This window comes from Desulfobacter hydrogenophilus (assembly GCF_004319545.1).
Lineage (GTDB): Bacteria > Desulfobacterota > Desulfobacteria > Desulfobacterales > Desulfobacteraceae > Desulfobacter > Desulfobacter hydrogenophilus.
Genome location: NZ_CP036313.1, coordinates 4031619 through 4049486 on the forward strand (window position 1 = coordinate 4031619; position 17868 = coordinate 4049486).

At 46.9% G+C, this 17868-nt stretch carries 19 protein-coding genes; 10 read left to right on the forward strand and 9 right to left on the reverse strand.

The genetic code is table 11. The features are described from left to right. Positions 1 to 487 precede the first annotated feature (487 nt). A complete protein-coding gene (locus EYB58_RS17870; protein WP_111958549.1) occupies positions 488 to 2209 on the reverse strand; it encodes an FAD-dependent oxidoreductase in 1722 nt (573 codons plus the stop codon). Between the two features lie 484 nt (positions 2210 to 2693). Between EYB58_RS17870 and EYB58_RS17875 the strand changes: the two genes are divergently transcribed. The 6 genes from EYB58_RS17875 to EYB58_RS17900 all read left to right on the forward strand — a co-directional run bounded on the left by EYB58_RS17875 (position 2694) and on the right by EYB58_RS17900 (position 6828). Then, entirely contained in the window at positions 2694 to 3221 is a 528-nt protein-coding gene (locus tag EYB58_RS17875) for a DUF309 domain-containing protein (RefSeq protein WP_111958547.1), read from the forward strand. Positions 3222 to 3299: 78 nt separating this feature from the next. Further along, positions 3300 to 4022, forward strand: coding sequence for a gamma-glutamyl-gamma-aminobutyrate hydrolase family protein (locus tag EYB58_RS17880; protein WP_163354550.1), 723 nt, complete (start codon positions 3300 to 3302; stop codon positions 4020 to 4022). 275 nt (positions 4023 to 4297) lie between these two features. Then, positions 4298 to 5152: a cytochrome c3 family protein gene (locus EYB58_RS17885; protein ID WP_111958544.1), complete on the forward strand. Its 855-nt coding sequence runs from the start codon at positions 4298 to 4300 to the stop codon at positions 5150 to 5152. 154 nt (positions 5153 to 5306) lie between these two features. Continuing rightward, complete coding sequence (gene tmk, locus EYB58_RS17890) at positions 5307 to 5936, forward strand: dTMP kinase (RefSeq protein WP_111958542.1); 630 nt, start codon at positions 5307 to 5309, stop codon at positions 5934 to 5936. Positions 5937 to 6095: 159 nt separating this feature from the next. Then, the gene (locus EYB58_RS17895; RefSeq protein ID WP_111958540.1) at positions 6096 to 6506 is read left to right on the forward strand and encodes a DUF3842 family protein; all 411 of its coding nucleotides are present in this window, start codon (positions 6096 to 6098) and stop codon (positions 6504 to 6506) included. Between the two features lie 130 nt (positions 6507 to 6636). Beyond that, positions 6637 to 6828 (forward strand): CooT family nickel-binding protein, encoded by a 192-nt coding sequence (locus EYB58_RS17900; protein WP_111958538.1) that lies wholly within the window; start codon positions 6637 to 6639, stop codon positions 6826 to 6828. 138 nt (positions 6829 to 6966) lie between these two features. On the opposite strand, the gene gltA is transcribed toward EYB58_RS17900, so the two are convergent. From gltA to EYB58_RS17915, 3 genes are all read right to left on the reverse strand, one after another. Beyond that, complete coding sequence (gene gltA, locus EYB58_RS17905) at positions 6967 to 8370, reverse strand: NADPH-dependent glutamate synthase (RefSeq protein WP_111958536.1); 1404 nt, start codon at positions 8368 to 8370, stop codon at positions 6967 to 6969. A gap of 32 nt (positions 8371 to 8402) precedes the next feature. Continuing rightward, positions 8403 to 9242, reverse strand: a complete 840-nt coding sequence (locus EYB58_RS17910) for a sulfide/dihydroorotate dehydrogenase-like FAD/NAD-binding protein (protein WP_111958534.1) — start codon at positions 9240 to 9242, stop codon at positions 8403 to 8405. Positions 9243 to 9798: 556 nt separating this feature from the next. Then, a complete protein-coding gene (locus EYB58_RS17915; RefSeq protein WP_111958532.1) occupies positions 9799 to 11742 on the reverse strand; it encodes a phosphoenolpyruvate carboxykinase (GTP) in 1944 nt (647 codons plus the stop codon). 371 nt (positions 11743 to 12113) lie between these two features. Here EYB58_RS17915 and EYB58_RS17920 point away from each other — a divergent pair, with 371 nt between their 5' ends. Further along, the gene (locus EYB58_RS17920) at positions 12114 to 13040 is read left to right on the forward strand and encodes a PHP domain-containing protein (protein WP_111958530.1); all 927 of its coding nucleotides are present in this window, start codon (positions 12114 to 12116) and stop codon (positions 13038 to 13040) included. Continuing rightward, positions 13016 to 13471: a pyridoxamine 5'-phosphate oxidase family protein gene (locus EYB58_RS17925; RefSeq protein WP_111958528.1), complete on the forward strand. Its 456-nt coding sequence runs from the start codon at positions 13016 to 13018 to the stop codon at positions 13469 to 13471. Before EYB58_RS17920 ends, EYB58_RS17925 begins: the two co-directional genes overlap by 25 nt. A gap of 284 nt (positions 13472 to 13755) precedes the next feature. On the opposite strand, the gene EYB58_RS17930 is transcribed toward EYB58_RS17925, so the two are convergent. The 4 genes from EYB58_RS17930 to EYB58_RS17940 all read right to left on the reverse strand — a co-directional run bounded on the left by EYB58_RS17930 (position 13756) and on the right by EYB58_RS17940 (position 15374). Next, on the reverse strand, positions 13756 to 13992 hold the full coding sequence (locus EYB58_RS17930) for a hypothetical protein (RefSeq protein WP_111958526.1): 237 nt from the start codon (positions 13990 to 13992) through the stop codon (positions 13756 to 13758). Then, on the reverse strand, positions 13989 to 14777 hold the full coding sequence (locus tag EYB58_RS17935) for a methyl-accepting chemotaxis protein (protein ID WP_111958524.1): 789 nt from the start codon (positions 14775 to 14777) through the stop codon (positions 13989 to 13991). Before EYB58_RS17935 ends, EYB58_RS17930 begins: the two co-directional genes overlap by 4 nt. Then, the gene (locus EYB58_RS23335; RefSeq protein WP_163354548.1) at positions 14723 to 14965 is read right to left on the reverse strand and encodes a hypothetical protein; all 243 of its coding nucleotides are present in this window, start codon (positions 14963 to 14965) and stop codon (positions 14723 to 14725) included. Before EYB58_RS23335 ends, EYB58_RS17935 begins: the two co-directional genes overlap by 55 nt. 220 nt (positions 14966 to 15185) lie before the next feature. Continuing rightward, positions 15186 to 15374: a hypothetical protein gene (locus EYB58_RS17940; RefSeq protein WP_131072104.1), complete on the reverse strand. Its 189-nt coding sequence runs from the start codon at positions 15372 to 15374 to the stop codon at positions 15186 to 15188. A gap of 66 nt (positions 15375 to 15440) precedes the next feature. Between EYB58_RS17940 and cmoA the strand changes: the two genes are divergently transcribed. Together cmoA and cmoB are read left to right on the forward strand one after the other, a co-directional pair. Then, positions 15441 to 16169: a carboxy-S-adenosyl-L-methionine synthase CmoA gene (gene cmoA, locus EYB58_RS17945; protein WP_242637418.1), complete on the forward strand. Its 729-nt coding sequence runs from the start codon at positions 15441 to 15443 to the stop codon at positions 16167 to 16169. Position 16170: 1 nt separating this feature from the next. Beyond that, the gene (gene cmoB, locus EYB58_RS17950) at positions 16171 to 17139 is read left to right on the forward strand and encodes a tRNA 5-methoxyuridine(34)/uridine 5-oxyacetic acid(34) synthase CmoB (RefSeq protein ID WP_111958518.1); all 969 of its coding nucleotides are present in this window, start codon (positions 16171 to 16173) and stop codon (positions 17137 to 17139) included. A gap of 31 nt (positions 17140 to 17170) precedes the next feature. Here cmoB and EYB58_RS17955 read toward each other — a convergent pair whose 3' ends face one another. Continuing rightward, the gene (locus EYB58_RS17955; protein WP_111958516.1) at positions 17171 to 17857 is read right to left on the reverse strand and encodes a histidine phosphatase family protein; all 687 of its coding nucleotides are present in this window, start codon (positions 17855 to 17857) and stop codon (positions 17171 to 17173) included. Between the last annotated feature and the right edge of the window lie 11 nt (positions 17858 to 17868).

Sequence of the window (17868 nt, forward strand, 5' to 3'; positions counted from 1 at the left end):
CCATGTGTATTATATTTAACTCTATGTAATATAGAATGAATTAAAGGATTGAGTCAACCCGATGACGGATCATCGTTTCCAGTATTTTAATTTTTGTAATAAGTAGTAATTCGATGAAAAAACACAAAGGAAGGGCAGGGCTTTTAACTTATTATATCACTGGTATGCCGCATGCGTTGGTTGGTCGGGATAGGTCCACGATTATAAGCCCGGCAACTGACAAACGAAAAGTCATTTTATAAAAAGTTAATTCATTTAGTTTTATTATTCCAATCGGTTTCGTTCAACTTAATTTAATCTGCGGTCCTACCCGGGTGTCGTCTTCATGCGCTGCACTAGGGGGCATAGGATTTACCCCCTCCCCCCGGCAGATAGGCGGCCCATAGTCAAAATAAAATCGTCACTCTGCTTATTTTTAAGCCACCCTCAGCGTAGGAAGACAGATATTAAGGACCGCAGATTGGATTTTGACCATGGGCCTATCGGGTTATCCTCCCAGGGGAATGAAATCCGGATCCGTGACCCTGACGATGGCATATCCTCCCTGAAGATTTTTAACACGGGTGAACCCTCTCTGGTTCAGGATGGTCTGGCATTCAAAAGATCTGGCACCTGTGCCGCAGAAAAGGCAGAGTTCTTTATCTTTGGGCAGTTCATTATAGCGTTCACGCAATTCAGGCTGGGGCAGGTGGATCCAGCGATCCGCTCCGTATTTATCGATAAACGGCTGGGCCTCTACGATCTCTCTTAAATCCACCACTGTGAGTTCGCCTTTTTCGAACTGGTCAATAAATTCAGGCCAGTCAATGGGGGTATTTCTGCCGTCCAGAATATTATCCAGTGCATTGCCGGCATTGTTGATCACATCCATGGCCGATGCAAATGGCGGTGCATAGCCCACCTCCAGGGTACAGACCTCATCCACATTCATGCCTTTTTGCAGCAACGGCACCACCGCGTCCACCCTGGACTTGACTGAATCAATCTGCTCGCCCACGGCTTCCACGCCCAACACCCTGCGGGTATTCCGGTCGGCGATGAGCTGAATGAACAGGAATTTTGAGTCGGGATAGAAATGGGCCCGGTCAAATTGGGCTACCACAGAGTGAACCGGATCAAACCCGGCTGCTCTGGCCTGGTGAATGGTTAGGCCTGCAGTGGCGACGCCCATCCCAAACACCTTGATGCAGAAGGTGCCCACAGTGCCGTCAAATTGGGCATTCTTGCCGAATATGTTGGTGGCAATGATCCGGCCCTGGCGGTTGGCAAGGGAACCCAAAGGCATGGGGAGCTGGTCCCCGGAGACCAGATTGCGCATTTCAATACAGTCGCCGCCTGCATAAATATCCGGGTCAGTGGTTCTTAAATTTTTATCCACGATTAGGGACCCGCCCCGGCCTACAGCCAGGCCTGCTTCTGCCGCAAAGCCCGTGTTGGGGCGAACACCCACGGCCATGATCACAAGCTCGCATTCAATCACTTCGCCGCTGACCTCAACCCCGGTAACGCCGTTTTCGGCATCCCCAAGGATTTTGGTGACCTGGGCGCCGATTTTTACAGCCACATCATTGTTCGCGAGCTCTTTTTCAGCAATAAGGGCGACATTGGGGCCGATGGCAACAGGCAGAATATGGGGTGCCATTTCCACAAGGGTGGTTTCCACGCCCCACAGATCGGTTAGGGCTTCGGCCATTTCAACCCCTATGGCACCGGCTCCGATGACTACGGCATTTCCCACTGCACCTTTGCTGATTAACTCTTTGATGGCGTGGGCATGGTGAAGGTTGGAGACGGGATATACGCCCGGCAGGTCGGCGCCGGGGATGGGCGGGGTAAAAGGCGTTCCGCCCGTACCGATTACCAGCTTGTCATAAGGCATTTCAGATTCGGTTCCGTCTTCAAGATGACGGACTTTCAACTGTTTGTTTCTGCGGTCAATGCCGATGGCTTCCACCCGGGTAAGTACCTCAACGCCTTTGACGGTACGAAAAAATTCCGGATTCCTGGCGTGGTGAGCCGTGGTGGAGTATAACTCTTCGAGTTCTCCAATGTCCCCGCCGATATAATAAGGAATACCACATCCGCCGTATGAAATTAAACTATCTCTGTCTATCATAGTTATTTCACAATCGGCATCAAGCCGCCTGAGGCGGCTGGCCACTTTGGGGCCCAGGGCCACCGCACCGATAATAATGATTTTTTTTGCCATGAGAACCTCGTTTGTTTGTCCGGCATTTAAAATGTGTATAAAGACCGGATCGTGTCAATATCCCCGATTCAAATCCTTTTGGCCCGTGAAAATTTAAGGCTGAACCCGCCTTTCCGGTATGTTTCAATCATTCGTCTATGTAAATAAAGACGCCGTTATTACCTAATTTACACATCTTTGGGGCTGTCTTTAACCCGCCCCGACTCCGGCCGGATGAGCACGGAAAATATAATATACAAGTATGCACCCAAAAGCCTGTATTGGGCCTTTTGGTGCCTCAATCTTGAACCAGTAAAACAAAATACGCTAATTGAAGATAATGCTCAAGGATTTTACTGGCAGGCCTTCCTTTTTATTCTATAACAGCCATGGGCAGGCCTGGCCTATTAACACCCAGGGCCAATCCACAACAAGAGCAGACGGGGAAAAATAAAAATGATCCCCTCCCTTGATAAATCCCCCCTTTTTCAGGTATGAGTCAGGTATGATGAAAATATTATTTAATCCTTTTGAAAATCGGACAGACCGGGATGTCAGAAATTATTTGGGAAGTGCTTTTATTGATGCCTTGCATACAGGCGATCCGACACCTGTGGCACAGGCGGTTTCGAACCTGAGGCTGCAAAAGTTGCCTGACCCGGCCCAACGTTACATGAACGTGCGGGATGACCGGTATACCGCTGTTCTGGAACAAATATCGTCAAACTCGCTTTTGGGTGCCGATATCTATGCCATAGCCGGCCTGCTTTGGGATGAATCCCTTTTTTTTGAATGTCATGAATGGCTTGAGCAAAACTACAAAGCTGTTCAGGGGCAGGAAAAAAAGGTCCTGCAGGCAATGATCCGCACAGCAGGTACATTTGAACTGCTGACTTACAACAGGAAAAAGGCGGCTGTCTCAGTTGCGGCTAAAGCCTTGTCTGTTCTGGAGTCCCATATTTTGCGGGTGCCTAAATCGTTCAATATTCAGCCCAAAATTGCCCGCTTAAAAGCCGTTATCAAAGACACCTAAAAAGGGGCTTCTTCTGGTTGGGAAATTATTTAATCTTCGGTCCTTAGACTCATGATCAGAATCAGTGGAGAATTTTATATGCCCGTTGTCATCGCCATTGCCGCCAATACAGAGCACAATAAAAATGGCCAAACCATAACCAGCGTTCCTGTGGTTTACAGTCACTGTGTTCAGCAAGCCGGGGCCGTGCCTGTTATCCTGCCGCCCACCGGGGATGAACAGACCGTGGCCTTGATGCTGTCCCGTGTCAGTGGCCTGATTCTTCCCGGTGGCCTGGACATGGACGCCCATTTTTTTAATCAGGAAATGCATCCGGCATGTAAAGCCAGCGATCCGGAGCTTGATACCTTTCAGATCGCTTTGGTGAATCTGGCAGTGAAACTGCAAATGCCGATTCTGGGCATTTGCCGGGGGGCCCAGGTGGCAAACGTGGCTTTAGGCGGTTCCCTGATCCAGGATATCCCAAGCCAAATGCCTGAATCCGATATTGTGCACATGCAGAAGGTGTTCTCCTATGGCACAAACCATAATGTCCGGTTTGAACCAGGTTCTCGGCTGTGCCGCATGTTTGGTGAGTCCATCCGCATCAACTCTCGCCACCACCAATCTATTGATGTCCCGGGCAAAGGCATTCGAATTACGGCATGGGCTCCTGACGGCGTGGTGGAAGGTGCAGAACATGAATCCCTGCCCATTGATCTTGTGCAGTGGCACCCTGAACTGCTTATACAAAAAAGTGATGACATGTGGCCTTTATTCAGCCGATTTATCAGCAATTGCCAAGATAGGTTTAACGCATAAGAAATAAAACGAATATGTTAGTATTCCGGTATGTTGCTCTTTTTATCCAAGGACCGGAGGATGCTTTTCCAAATACCTGAAATGGATTTTTAGCCCTTATGGCCAAATTTCAGGTTGATTTTATAAACATTAATTAATATACAAAAGACAACTTTATGTACTAGCGCATTGAATCAGCAATAGTGTTTATGTGATATTAAGGGCCGGATAATTGAAATACTCCGGTTACTTCAAGTATAATCTGACTGACATAACAGCTTTATTGGAGAGGGATCATGAAACGATTATTTCTCATTGCAGTACCCTGGTTTGCTTTTGCTTTTGTTTTAACGGGCGTTGCCCTTGCTGAGGACACTGAAGCTACATTCGAGCTTCCCACCGGCACCATGACCTTGCAGGCCCCTCAGGATGCCGAACATAAGGCCACACTGTCCCCGGTTATTCTCCCCCATTCCCTTCATTTTTCCTATTCGTGTCAAGAGTGCCATCACGATTGGGACGGAAAAAGTTCCATAAAAAGTTGCGGGACGAGCGGCTGTCATGAAAATTTTTGGGCGCCAAAACCTGGTCAGGCGGATGTATCTGAAAATGGGGTGAAATCCATGGTCGGGGCCTATCACCAGGTCTGCCGTGACTGCCACAGGAATGAGGCCGATCAGCAAAAGGCTTCCGGTTCCAAAAGCATTGTTACAGGTCCTGTTGCCTGCGCCGGATGCCATCCTGATCCCCATTCAGAGATTGAGAACAGTGATGAAGCCCTTTCAATACCCCTTGGTATCATTACCATAAAAGCACCCGAAGAGGTTGAAGCTACAAGGGGTGATGTTGGTTTTCCCCACGGACTTCATTTTCAGTTTGCCTGTAAAGAATGTCACCATGACTGGGATGGGGAAAGCGAAGTTGAGGCATGTTCCTCATGCCACAGTGAAACCGAGCCCTCGGGCACCAGAAGTATCAAGGATGAAGAGAACGTGATGTACTATCTGGCGGCCTACCACAATGTTTGCATAACCTGCCACCGGGATACCGACAAGAAACGCAGGGCAGCAATGGCGGAAGGAATAAACAAAGCGGATCTCCCCAAATCGGCGCCTGTGAATTGTAACGGGTGCCACAGCAGTTCATCTTAAACCTGATTCGTTCGGAATTTTAAATACTCAGCCCTGCCGGGTTTATTTTGTTTATATGAAAGAAATTAACCGGTTAGTTTCTTTCATGATTTGTTGTGGCCGAACCTCGGTGAAAGACCAAGTCGGCCATGGCCGTTATATGAAGGAAGGTAGTTTGGAAAAAGCGAATAAAGGTGGGTTTGTGGTATTTGAAGGTATTGACGGGGCAGGTAAAACCACCCAGGTGGAACTGCTTTGCAAGCGCCTGGCGTTAGTCGGTATCCCGGTTTTTTCCACATGCGAACCCACCGACGGGCCTGTGGGTCGACTGATCCGAAGGATGTTGTCCGGCAGTCTTCCTGTGGACCAGCGAACCATTGCAAGCCTATTTGCCGCAGATCGTACCGAGCATTTGATGAACCCTGAAACCGGTATCCGACAGATGGTAGATACCGGTACAACAGTGGTGTGTGACAGGTATTATTTTTCTTCCTATGCCTATCACAGCCAGTATATGGATATGGAGTGGGTGATTCAGGTCAATCGACTCAATGCCGATATTTTAAAACCGGATATTACCCTGTTTATTGATGTGGACCCCCAAATCTGCCTGAAACGGCTTCAAGCCACCAGAAAACACCTTGAAATCTATGAAAAAATAGATATCATGAAGCAGGTACGGGCAAATTATTTGGCAGCGTTTCACCGCTTGGAGCACCAGGAGCGCGTGGCTGTGATCGACGGAAATGATTCTGTGGAAAATATAGCAAAAGCGGTCTGGGCGCAAGTCTGCCTTGTAATTTAAAGCTTGATCATCAAGTTTTTAGGGAATTTGTTCAAATTCAAGGCGCAAACAATTTTTAATTGTACGAATATACAACATATTTTGAGAGTTAAAAAATTTTTTCAACGCCTAATTTGCGCAAATCAACAAAAATTTGATCATTGAGTAACAGGAAACAACATGAAAAAAGTATGTGTTATCGATGGTCAGGGTGGCGGTATCGGATCAACCGTAATCAAGCGGATCAAAGAACGGTTTGAAGAATCCGTTGAGGTGATTGCCCTTGGCACCAACGCCATTGCCACTGCCCAAATGCTTAAAGCCCGGGCCAATAAGGGCGCTTCCGGCACCAACGCCATTGTGCAGACAGTTAAGGGCGCTGATATGATAATCGGCACGGTGGGGATTATTATGCCCCATTCCATGATGGGAGAGGTGACCCCCCAGATAGCTGAAGCCGTATCATGCTCCCAGGCAAAAAAGGTGCTTTTACCCCTGACCCAGGAGAATATTGCCATTGTCGGGATGGTGGGTGCACCTTTGCCCCAGTTAGTGGACGAATTGTTGGATGTTTATTTTCCCCTGTCATAGCAACAAGGGTTTGGGGTGTAATTAAAACCTGAGAACCTGTATATTATAATTTATTGGGGATGTTTTCCGAAAATAAAAAACGGAAGATGACCTTTGGCTATAAAAGATCTAAAGATCAGGAGTGCATATTATGTGTGAAGCCAATGCATATCTCGTGGACAAGAGTGGACATGAGTCTCTATTTCTGGAGGCTGTGGACAAGGTGGAACCCGAAGAAGAAGGCATCCGCCTGGTGTCTATTTTTGGTGAACAGAAATTTATAAAAGGAACGATTGATTCCCTATCCCTGGTAGACCATAAGGTGTTTATTAAACCTGAATAGTAGCTATAGCTATGTGCCTATGCCTTTGGCTTTATTAGATAGTGCCTAAACGAAAAAACCGTATTTGGACGGAAAGTTGCCCAGATGCAAGGCGCCGCACATGGGTGACTTTGCGTTCAAATACGATATTTTTAAGAATTACCAGCCAATGGTCAGATAATCATGCATGGAGTTGGCCGCAGCACGGCCTGCACCCATGGCAAGGATGACCGTGGCAGCACCGGTAACGATGTCGCCGCCGGCCCAGACTCCTTTTTTGGACGTTTTGCCGGTGACGGGGTCTGCAATAATATTCCCCCATTTGTTTAACGCCAGGTCCGGGGTCGTATTGGTGAGCAGGGGGTTGGCGTTGGATCCCACAGACACGACAACCAGATCACAGTCTATTTTGAACTCGCTTCCTTCAATGGGCATGGGCCGGCGCCGGCCGGAAGCATCCGCTTCGCCCAGTTCCATTTTAAGACACTCCATACCGGTTAACCTTCCGTTATCATCACCGAAGAACTGGGTGGGATTTGTCAGCAGGACAAATTCGATCCCTTCCTGTTCTGCATGGTGCAGTTCTTCGTTTCTTGCGGGCATCTCCTCCCTGGAGCGTCTGTAAACCACCTTGACGGAGTCTGCGCCTAAACGCATGGCCGTTCTGGCAGAGTCCATGGCCACGTTGCCTGCACCAAGAACCACAACATTTTTGCCCCGGGCAATGGGAGTATCGTATTCAGGGAACAGGTACCCTTTCATAAGGTTGGTCCGGGTCAGGTACTCATTGGCAGAATAAATACCAATAAGATTCTCACCGCGCAGGTTCATGAATCTGGGAAGCCCCGCGCCCACGCCGATGTATGCTGCGTCATAGCCTTCGGTAAACAGTTCTTCAATAGTAACAGTGGCACCAATGACAGTATTACATTCAATGTTAGCCCCCATTTTTTCAAGGGTAGCCACTTCCGATGCAACAATCTCTTTGGGTAGACGGAATTCGGGAATACCGTATACCAGAACCCCCCCGGGTTTGTGAAATGCTTCAAAAATGGTAACATCATGCCCTTTGATTAAAAGGTCGCCTGCAACGGTCAGCCCGGAGGGGCCGGAACCGATAACCGCCACTTTTTTGCCGGTTTTGTCAGCCACTGCAGGAATTTCCCCTGTACCATTGTTACGCTCCCAGTCTGCAGCAAAACGTTCCAGATATCCAATGGCAACGGGTTTGCCTTTTTTGCCGACAACGCATCTGCCTTCACACTGTTCTTCCTGGGGACAGACCCTGCCGCAGACCGCGGGAAGTGCATTGCGTTCCCAGAGTTTTTTGGCCGCAGCGGAAAAATCACCATCAGCTATGCATTTGATAAACTCAGGTATGGATACGGAAACCGGGCATCCTCCCACGCAGGCAGGTTTTTTGCATTGCAGGCAGCGTTTGGCTTCGGTGATTGCCATCTCTTCGGAAAGACCTAGGGGAACTTCCATAAAGTTTCTACGCCTGATATCCGGATCCTGTTCAGGCATCAATACCCGGTCAACTTTCATTTTTTTATTAGCCATTTATTCCTCCATATATCCCAGAAAAGGGCGCGTTAATTAACATTGCATTTGCATTTGTTGTAAGCATCCATGGACTGTTTCTCAACATCTATATAGGAAGCAAGTCGTTTGGCAAGTCCATCAAAATCAACCTGGTGGCCGTCAAATTCAGGTCCATCTACACAGGCAAACTTTGTTTTTCCGCCTACAGATACCCGGCAGCAGCCGCACATACCCGTGCCGTCCACCATGATGGGGTTCAGACTGACCATGGTTTTGACGCCTTTTTCCTTGGTGATCAGGCTGCAGAATTTCATCATGGGAATGGGGCCAATGGCTACAACCAGGGCAATGTCTTCTTTTTCGATGGTCTCTTTGAGTATATCTGTAACAAATCCGTGATGGCCCATGGAGCCGTCATCTGTGCAGATATGCAGGGTATCTGATGCTTCTCGCATCTTTTCTTCTAGAATGAGCAGGTCGTAAGTCCTGGAACCCAGAATAGCTGTGACCTCATTGCCGGCATTCTTCAAAGCCCGTGCAATGGGATGCAGTACGGCAATACCGGTTCCGCCGCCAACGCAGACAACCTTTCCTAATTTTTCAACATGGGTAGGTGCACCCAACGGACCGATGAGCGCATAGTATTCTTCGCCGACCTTAAGATCCTTGAATCGAGCCGTGGATTTGCCGACAACCATGTAAATGATTGTAATGGTACCTTTTTCAGGATCCGTATCCGCCATGGTCAAAGGTATGCGTTCGCCAGTTTCGTCTGCCTGAAGAATGACAAACTGGCCAGGTTTGGCCTTTCTGGAGATGCGGGGCGCGTCTATTTCGTTGAGGATAATTGTCCCTTGGGCCAATTCCTCACGATGCACTATTTTTGCCATTATTATTCTCCTTCTTTGAATGTGAAAAATAATTTATAAAGTTGTTAAAAAAAATTTATGATAATAATCCTCTTTAATAAATTTAATAGATCTATATATATTGATCGTTTTGCCTAAAATCAAGTAGGAATTTGGTATGAACTTGTACATAATTATTTTAAATAAAGAAAAAAGGTAAAGACATCCTGCTCTCTTTTTTACATAAAATCAGTTAAAACTAAAATTTAAGGACAATATTAAAGATACACCCGGCATAAGTCCTTTTTCAAGGCTCATGATTAAAATCCTGGAAATAATTAACCGGTTAATCTTAAATTAAATTGAATTGAATTTCTGCACTTTCTGTATGGTGAAATAAAAAAAGTGGGCAGAGCCCACAATTTTGATAAACCGGGAAGGTTAAATAATTTTCAATTTCTTCGGAGATTATTGCTTAAAAGCACAGAGAACACAGAGAACACAAAGGGTTGGCTTGCGTAAAGCTAACTACACTGAGATGGTAAAAATTATCCAGGTAAAGTTTATAATCTGTTCGGACAAATCAGGAAAAAAAGTCTCAAATTAGGTTTTCAAAATAATCGGGCATGATGACATCCCCGATTTTTTCCTTCAGGTTCAAAAGAGCTGTTTTTTGTACTGCCAGGATTTCAAATAGTTTTTCCGGAAAATTTTCTTCTTTTGCGTATGCCTTTTCCTGAAGTTCAATGCGCTGGATAATTTTTACCGTATACAGAGCAAACTGCATGTCATAAAGGGATCTGGGGTAGTCCTTATCAATAATTTGCTCGAACAATTCAGCCAGGTCCTTGTGGCAAGGCAGGTTACCGATGGGAGTGGACAGGTATCCAACTTCGTTATGGGCATATCTTTCCAGCCATGCCAGCCATACTTTGACGTCCCGTTTTTCCCCGAGAAGCTTGCTTGAATCGCCGCCTCTGGCTTGGTGTGTCAAAAAATAGTTCAGGCCTGCCATCACCGGCTTGAAATGTTTTTTGATGTCCGGATTATTGAAAAATTTGAACTGGGCATCCATGTAGTCACCTAACGCACCGGGGATAAAAGGGGCGTTGGCCCAAGGTGCACGTTTAATGCCTGTGACGCCGACCTCTGTGGCCGTTGTCGCAGAGACGATACAGGCGCCGATGACCACCCCGGCATCCGGATTTTTTGCCACCCATACCGGCGGCATGGTGTCCGCGTCCCTGCCTGAATATGTAAATATCCGTGTTACCACCCCGTCCGGATTGGTGGCTTCAGGGGAAAAGTTATCCAGGTTATCCGAGGCCAAAGTGCACCTGGAATTGGGGTGAGAGATGGGGATGAGCTCTTTTTTTTCATTGGTTTTTCCCTGGTGCCATTCACCCTGGAAGTTGATTCCTTTTTCCGGGGCAGGCTCCATATTACCGACCCAGTGGGGTTTAAGCTTTTCGTCCATAAGGACATTTGACCAGATGACTTCGCAGCCGGGCTGCCGCAACACTTTCATCAACAGCGGATCTCCTTCATCGTTTACCCCCTCTACAATCCCGAATATTCCGTTTTCCGGGTTGATGGTGCGAATGCTGCCGTCTTGGGCAATCCACATCTGGGCAAGGTCATCGCCTATAAAAACATTTCCGGCCATGGCCGTGGTGGTTTTTCCACATCCGGAAGGGGCTGCGCCGGCACACCAGGTGGTCCGCCCCCCTGGTCCACCGATGCCCGTAATAAACATATGTTCGGACAACTCCCGACCCCGATCCTGGTAGACTGCTTTGTCCACGGCAAATCTGTGATTACCTTTTTTAAGCAGCAGGGTATTGCCGGCATAGGTGCATTTCCAGGCATAGGTGGTCTGGTATTTTCGGTCCATGAACACCCGGGCATGGGGAAGATCCTCGGTGCGGTTCAAGCCCTCGGAATGTACATTGGTGAAAAAATATCCCTTTTGCTCAACTTCTCGGTCAAAATTATCAAAGGCGTTTCGGTAAAGCAGTTCCGCGCTGTGGGATATATAGGCTGAGGATGTCAGTTCCAAGGCCGGATTGGCTACAGGCGATCCCACAGGACCTCTCATGTAAAATCCCACAATCATGGTTAGGTTTTCCATGATGCCGGACATGTGTTTTTCAATCTCTTTTGCGGCTTTTTCAGGGGGCATGCGGTTGGCAAGGCTGGATACCAGGTCCTGGGGTTCGGCTATATAATAGGTGCGGTCCACAATCCTTCCCTGCTCACCGGCAAGGTCAAAATGAATGGTGTGCCCTGACATGGCAAGGGCAAGCTCCTCACCCTTTTCAAGGGCAATTTTACGGATGGTCTCCTTGTCTTGTTCTGATCCGGTATTGATAAATATTTTTGACGGCCTGCAAAGGGCAATGGCATTGGCGATACGGATCAGTACCTCAGGGTGCTTGATCTTGGCCATTTTTGCTGATTGTGTGCTGTCAAGTTTTACTTTAAATAATTTTTCGGCCTGGTCGGGAGAACTGATGTTCCCAAGGGTGTTTAAAGGATCCATAGGTACAAATTTAAGTCCAAATGATGTTTATGCGTTGTCAACGTTCAAAGGCGCGCCTCTATTATTTTTTCCGACAGGCTTTAGACAGGGCTGGGTGCCTCAACATTAGTGACAATATTGTTTAATATTCAAGCTGGCCCAATACCTTTAAATCCGAATGGAAATTTTTTATTTCCGAGGATTTTCGTTGCTTGAAACCGACAGTAACTTTAAGTTACAATAGCTTTTCCTTCTATCATTTAATCTATAAAAATTAAATAAAATATTACAAATTGGTTAAAAAAAGAAAAGATGCCCGGGTACGTATAAATTATGATAAAACGATTAATATTGTATAAAGTAGGTAACATTACAGGAGTAGGAGGCAGTTTATGACGGATATATTTGCAGACTTGCACAATCACACCACCGCATCTGACGGAGATTTTTCCCCAGGTGATTTGGTGGTCCGGGCCGCCGGCCTGGGTATAAAGGTTCTGGGGGTCACCGACCATGATACCCTGGACGGACTTAAACCTGCACTGGATGCGGGGAAAAAAGAGGGTATAGAGGTCTTTCCAGGTGTTGAGATATCCGTGCGCTTCAAACGAGAATTTTTCACGGGAACCCTGCATGTGCTGACTTATTTTTCAAGCGCACTGTTAAAAAAATCGGAGTTTGTCACACGGTTTAAAAGGCTTTTATCCCAAGGACGGGGGCAGGGGCTGGTCCGTGCAAGGATTGAGAAGATCAACGAAATATTCGGGCCTGACGGAAAATCGCCTTTGTTGTCAAGGGATCTTGCCTTTGAAGATATTGCTGCATATTCGGACAATGCGTCACGCCGCCATTTTGCCATGGCTTTAGAAGAGAAACTGGGTATTTCGGACAAAAAGACCATTACCCGGATCATCGGCAATGACAGTCCTGCCTATCTGCCTTCGGGGGTGGAGCTTGACCAGGTGAAAGGGTTCCTAAAAACGGAACCTGTGGTTGCCGTGCTGGCCCACCCGGCTGCCGGTTCTTTTCCCGGGGAAGGGCATTACAAGGAGGTGCTGCCGCCCCTGGAGACCGTATCGCGTCTGCTGCCCGAAATGCTGGACGCCGGTGTTAAGGGTCTTGAGGTCTATTATCCGGGCCACGCACCGGAACATATGACTTTGCTTTTGGATTGGGCGCATAAATATGACCTACTTATCACCGGCGGCTCTGACTGCCATGACAATACCAACCGTCCTTTGGGCGCCGCTGGGGCAGGTGAGCAAGAATTTATGCGATTAAAGCAGGAGGTACTGTGCGCAGAAAAGAAAAGCAGATAACCGATCAGGATCAGATCGACGGTATCATAAAACAGGCCAAAGTCTGCCGCCTGGGCTTGTCCGACAACGGGCTGCCCTATGTGGTGCCTTTGCATTTCGGGTATTATCCGCCTTTTTTATATTTTCACGGGGCCGATAAGGGTCGAAAGCTCGATATCCTTGGCGCCAACGCCCGGGTCTGCTTTGAGTTTGATGAACTTGAAAAGATCAATAAACACGCATCTGGCTGTAATTGGGGCGCATCTTATACCAGTATCATTGGTGAAGGAACGGCACGAATCCTTGTGGATCCGGAAGAAAAGATCAACGGCCTGCACTGTATTATGGCCCAGTACAGCTCCCGCGCCTTTGAGTTTGGAAAGCAGGATCTTGCCGAAACCGCCGTGATTGAGGTTAAAATCCTGGGGATGACTGCCAAGCGGTCCGGGTAAAACCTCAATTTAAAACCATAAAGCGTATAAACATTTATTTTCTTCATGCGCTTTATGATCTTCATGGTAAACTTGCTTTAAGTTTATGGCATTGGGTAAAAACAGGCGCTAAAACGTTAATCCGGGTACTCTCCAGTGCGGCTGCCATGGGGGCGGTACACAGATGGGAAGCATTCTCGGCGTAACGTCTGTGGAGACGACCTTGACGCTTGATTTTGTCAAAAGACGATATAACTGGGGAAACGGTTTCTGAAACCAGCCCGCCAAAACAGATACTTCCCCTTCTATAATCTTTTTTTACACTCCTTGATTCTATCTATGGCGTCAAAAAGTTCGCTGGTGACTGATTCAATGTGCATGATGTAGCCTATAACTGAGTCAAAACACGCCTCACAGCCGTTACACTCCGTGACCACAGAATTGATAAGCTTTTTGAGTTCTTTGTTGTATTCAATGGTTTTGGCCCATGCCTTGGTGTCTGTGAAGTTCCTGTTCCCGCTTTTGTGTATCCACTTGGTCACCGGGACTGTTTTTCTATTTTTTCTGAGACGCCGAGTGCTGAAATTGATTCCGTAAAGGTGCAGACGAAGTTAATCATCTCGAGTTTAAGCGCAGCAATTTCAAAAACAAATTCCATGTCACATATTTGATCCATGAGGCGTTTGAGAGTGTTTGCTTTTGCGGCGGTTGCCACAAGGCTTTCAATGTGCATATGGATGTCCTCGGCGAACTCGTTGACCTTTTCTCCAACTCTGGAGTTGGTCTGGGTGATTGCCGCAACTTTTTTAAAGCCATTTGCAAGTGCTGCAATCTTCTCCTGCTGCCCCGTTGAGGCGGTGGCCACCTCGTTGACGGTCATTACGACGGTGTTGATCGTGTTGTTAATTTCCGACAAAGCTTCCTTGGTCTGGTTGGCGAGGTTTTTTACTTCCTGGGAGACGACGGCAAATCCTTTGCCGTGTTCACCGGCACGGGCGGTTTCGATCGTCGCCTTGAGTGCCAGAATATCGGTCTGTTCAGCCAGATCCGCTATGGTGCTGATGATATTTTTCATCTGCTTTGTCTCTGCAATAAGAGAGTCAACATTTTCGTTATTTTCAACCACGTAATTTGACAATTCGACAATAGACTGCGTGGGCTCATCAATGAGATTAGACTGTAGTTGGGATGCTTCCCGAAGCTCAACCGAGGCGGTGTTTAGGTTGTCGGCCCGGTCCTCAAGGGTTGAACTGACATTGTGAATAAAAGACATCAGCTCGGAGATGGAGATGCCGAGCGTGTTAATGGATAAAATGAGACCGCCCAATTTTCCTGCTCCTTGTTGACGAATTTGAAAAAATCGTTCAGCCCGTTGTTGAAGATGTTCAGCGGCTTGAGAACCAGGTATCGCAAAGCAAAGAGTATGAGTATTCCGACCACCACCATGATGCCTGCAATCAGCATGAGGTAGCACATGGAGACCTTCTTGGTCACAGCGATCATGGAATTGAGCACTTCGATCTTTTCACCGGCAACGTGGATGCCGATCTGGTTACTGTCGTAGTCTATGACCGGCAGGTAGATTACATGCAGGTGCAGTTTAATATTTTTGAAATTGGAGTTTTTCCTGTAAAGAACCCCGATTTCATCGATTACCTGAAAGGCATATGGCCTGTCGTTTTCCCTGAGCGCCTTTTGCAGGTTCCGGTTTACGGCAAAGCCTTTATGGCGTTCGTCAACCCGATATCCTTTTTTTTTCGATTGCCGTTGCTAACCGGTGTTGTAAATATTCTTTTCTTTCTTTAACTTTTTGTACTTCAAATTTTTTGATGATATAGCCTGAATAGAGAAGACCTGTTCCAATCCCGATAATTCCAACGAGAACGATGACAGATACAACTTTTGTGGAAATGCTTCCTTTCATTGTGGTGACTCCTTGCACAAAGCCTGTAAATGATGTATAGATGCCCGGATTAAAATGGACGGGATTATGAATAAAGACAGGGTATTTGCAGAAAAATTAACCACGATTACACCTTTCAGGTTCAACGAAAAAGTAGCCCGGGTATTTGACGATATGCTGGTCAGATCAGTACCGCTGTACGGAGAAGTCCTTAAACAGCAGGCGCGGATTACCCGGCAATACTATCAACACGGTACACAGATTTTTGATCTGGGCTGCTCCCACGGCAATTTGGGCATGTTGCTGCTTGACTGCTTTGGTGATGTTGGATTTAAAATGATTGCTGTTGACAGTGCGGAGCCTATGATCCAGCGCTTTAAAAAACGGATGGCCGTTCATGACAACCACGGCTGCATTGACCTTGCCTGTGCTTGCATTGAAAATATCGTCATTTCAAACGCATCTGTGGTGGTGATTAACTTGACCTTGCAATTTCTGAATAGGCAAAAGCGGGACTGTCTGATTCAATCGGCGTTTAATGGGCTTTGCAAAGGCGGGATATTGCTGCTTACGGAAAAAACCGTCCACCCTGATTCACAAATGAATGCCCTGGAGCAGGAATATTACTACCAGTTTAAACGGGAAAACGGATATACGGATCTTGAAATCAGCCAGAAGCGGGATGCCCTGGAGCGGGTACTGGTTCCTGAGACTGTGATAGAACATGAGAACCGTATCCAAAAGGCCGGTTTTGACTCATTTAATGTTTGGTTGAAGTGGTTTAATTTTACATCCATGATTGCAGTTAAAAAATAGAATGGAACAGTTTTTAGAAAATTACGGACACCTGGGATGGGGTCAATGGTATGATACCCTGGAAAAGCTGGTCAAAGATAAAAGGGCTTTTCTTGATTCTACCGGGGGAAATTTTGAAAAATTTAAATATGTGGTTGAAAGCTTACCTGAAATTTGTCCCGGCACCGTCGATCTGTCATCAAAGGCTGTCAGCATTGGGAAGGCAGACCAGCTTTTACCGGATGAAAAGGAGAGGTTTTACAACGGCCTTATCAATCTGAGCCCCTGGCGCAAGGGTCCCTTTGATTTTTTTGGTATTCACGTTGATTCCGAGTGGCAGTCCTGGATGAAATGGGAGCGTCTGGTGCCCCATCTGCCTAACCTTAAAAACAGAAAAATTCTGGATATCGGTTCAAGCAACGGCTATTACCTGTTTAAAATGGCGGCGTCAGACCCCATGTTTGCTTTAGGCCTTGAACCCCAAAGTGCCTTTTACTACCAGTATTGTGTGGCACAAAAATATTTGAATCTGGAAAATGTATTCTGTCTGCCGGCCGCTTATAATGAATTGCCGTCCATGAACCGCTTTTTTGATCTGGTGCTGTGCATGGGCATTTTGTACCACCGCAAAGCCCCGGTGAAGATGCTCAGACAGATCCATGACAGCCTTGTGCCGGGTGGCCAGGTGGTTGTGGAGAATCTGGTGATCAAGGGAGAAAACAATCATTGTCTGTTTCCCTTTGACCGGTACGCTAAAATGCGTAATGTGTTTTTTATTCCTGATCTGTCTGCCATGGAAGCCTGGCTTACCCGGGCCGGATTTTCAAATATCAGGTGTGTGGATATAACCGACACCACCCATGAAGAGCAGCGCAAAACCCCATGGATTCAAACGGAATCCCTTAAAGATTTTTTGGATCCCAGCGATCCGTCAAAAACCGTTGAGGGTTATCCGGCACCGGTCAGAGCCATTTACATAGCCACCGCATAGGAAATAATGTAGGTGAATTTGCGCTCATAGGTTAAGTAATTTCAACCGGATCAAACTGCCTGCTAGCGGCAAAAATCCGGCTATCCTTTTCGAAAAATGCCACGGCATCAAGGTATCCTGCATCAAGGGCATCTTCATGGGAAAGTTTAAGCTTGAACTGCTTGATGGGAAAAATATTCCAGTCATGGGTCACACAGATAGCGACCTGTCCCGGAGATAACTCTTTGAGCCTTGATATCATGAAATCGGCAATCCGGTTTGCGGTCACTTCAGGATCAAGCATAATTGATTCATCAATGGTTTTCTCAAACCAGTTCCGAACAAACTGGTTTGAACCTGTTTTGATCAACATCTTCATGGCAGTTGCAATATCTTTCACATAAAAAGGCGTTAACGTATTATTCAGGGTATTATGGGGTAAAAGTTTGCCTGAGACAGAGGTGAATCCTTTGTCAATAAGGTAGGCTGTTTCAACACACCTGCCAAAATGACTGGAAAACAGAACCGGTGTTAGATCTAAAGGAAAGGATTTGCCAAGGTCAAAGGCATAGGCCTTGCCGGAGTTATTGAGCCCCATAAAAGGTTCAAGCCGTGGATTGTCTGAGTATTGTCTGTCTGAATGGCGTAAAACTAAAGAGATCCGGTCAACACCCTGCCCAAGCAGGTCTCTGACCAACCCAAGGGTATGCTGGGACCGAAGTTTATATTTATTCTTCATGTAATCTCCCT

Coding starts and splice junctions, on each gene's coding strand:
- EYB58_RS17870 (WP_111958549.1), bottom strand. CDS start 2,209: ATGGCAAAAAAAATCATTATTATCGGTGCGGTGGCCCTGGGCCCCAAA.
- EYB58_RS17875 (WP_111958547.1), top strand. CDS start 2,694: ATGATGAAAATATTATTTAATCCTTTTGAAAATCGGACAGACCGGGAT.
- EYB58_RS17880 (WP_163354550.1), top strand. CDS start 3,300: ATGCCCGTTGTCATCGCCATTGCCGCCAATACAGAGCACAATAAAAAT.
- EYB58_RS17885 (WP_111958544.1), top strand. CDS start 4,298: ATGAAACGATTATTTCTCATTGCAGTACCCTGGTTTGCTTTTGCTTTT.
- EYB58_RS17895 (WP_111958540.1), top strand. CDS start 6,096: ATGAAAAAAGTATGTGTTATCGATGGTCAGGGTGGCGGTATCGGATCA.
- EYB58_RS17900 (WP_111958538.1), top strand. CDS start 6,637: ATGTGTGAAGCCAATGCATATCTCGTGGACAAGAGTGGACATGAGTCT.
- gltA (WP_111958536.1), bottom strand. CDS start 8,370: ATGGCTAATAAAAAAATGAAAGTTGACCGGGTATTGATGCCTGAACAG.
- EYB58_RS17910 (WP_111958534.1), bottom strand. CDS start 9,242: ATGGCAAAAATAGTGCATCGTGAGGAATTGGCCCAAGGGACAATTATC.
- EYB58_RS17915 (WP_111958532.1), bottom strand. CDS start 11,742: ATGGATCCTTTAAACACCCTTGGGAACATCAGTTCTCCCGACCAGGCC.
- EYB58_RS17920 (WP_111958530.1), top strand. CDS start 12,114: ATGACGGATATATTTGCAGACTTGCACAATCACACCACCGCATCTGAC.
- EYB58_RS17940 (WP_131072104.1), bottom strand. CDS start 15,374: ATGAAAGGAAGCATTTCCACAAAAGTTGTATCTGTCATCGTTCTCGTT.
- cmoA (WP_242637418.1), top strand. CDS start 15,441: ATGAATAAAGACAGGGTATTTGCAGAAAAATTAACCACGATTACACCT.
- cmoB (WP_111958518.1), top strand. CDS start 16,171: ATGGAACAGTTTTTAGAAAATTACGGACACCTGGGATGGGGTCAATGG.
- EYB58_RS17955 (WP_111958516.1), bottom strand. CDS start 17,857: ATGAAGAATAAATATAAACTTCGGTCCCAGCATACCCTTGGGTTGGTC.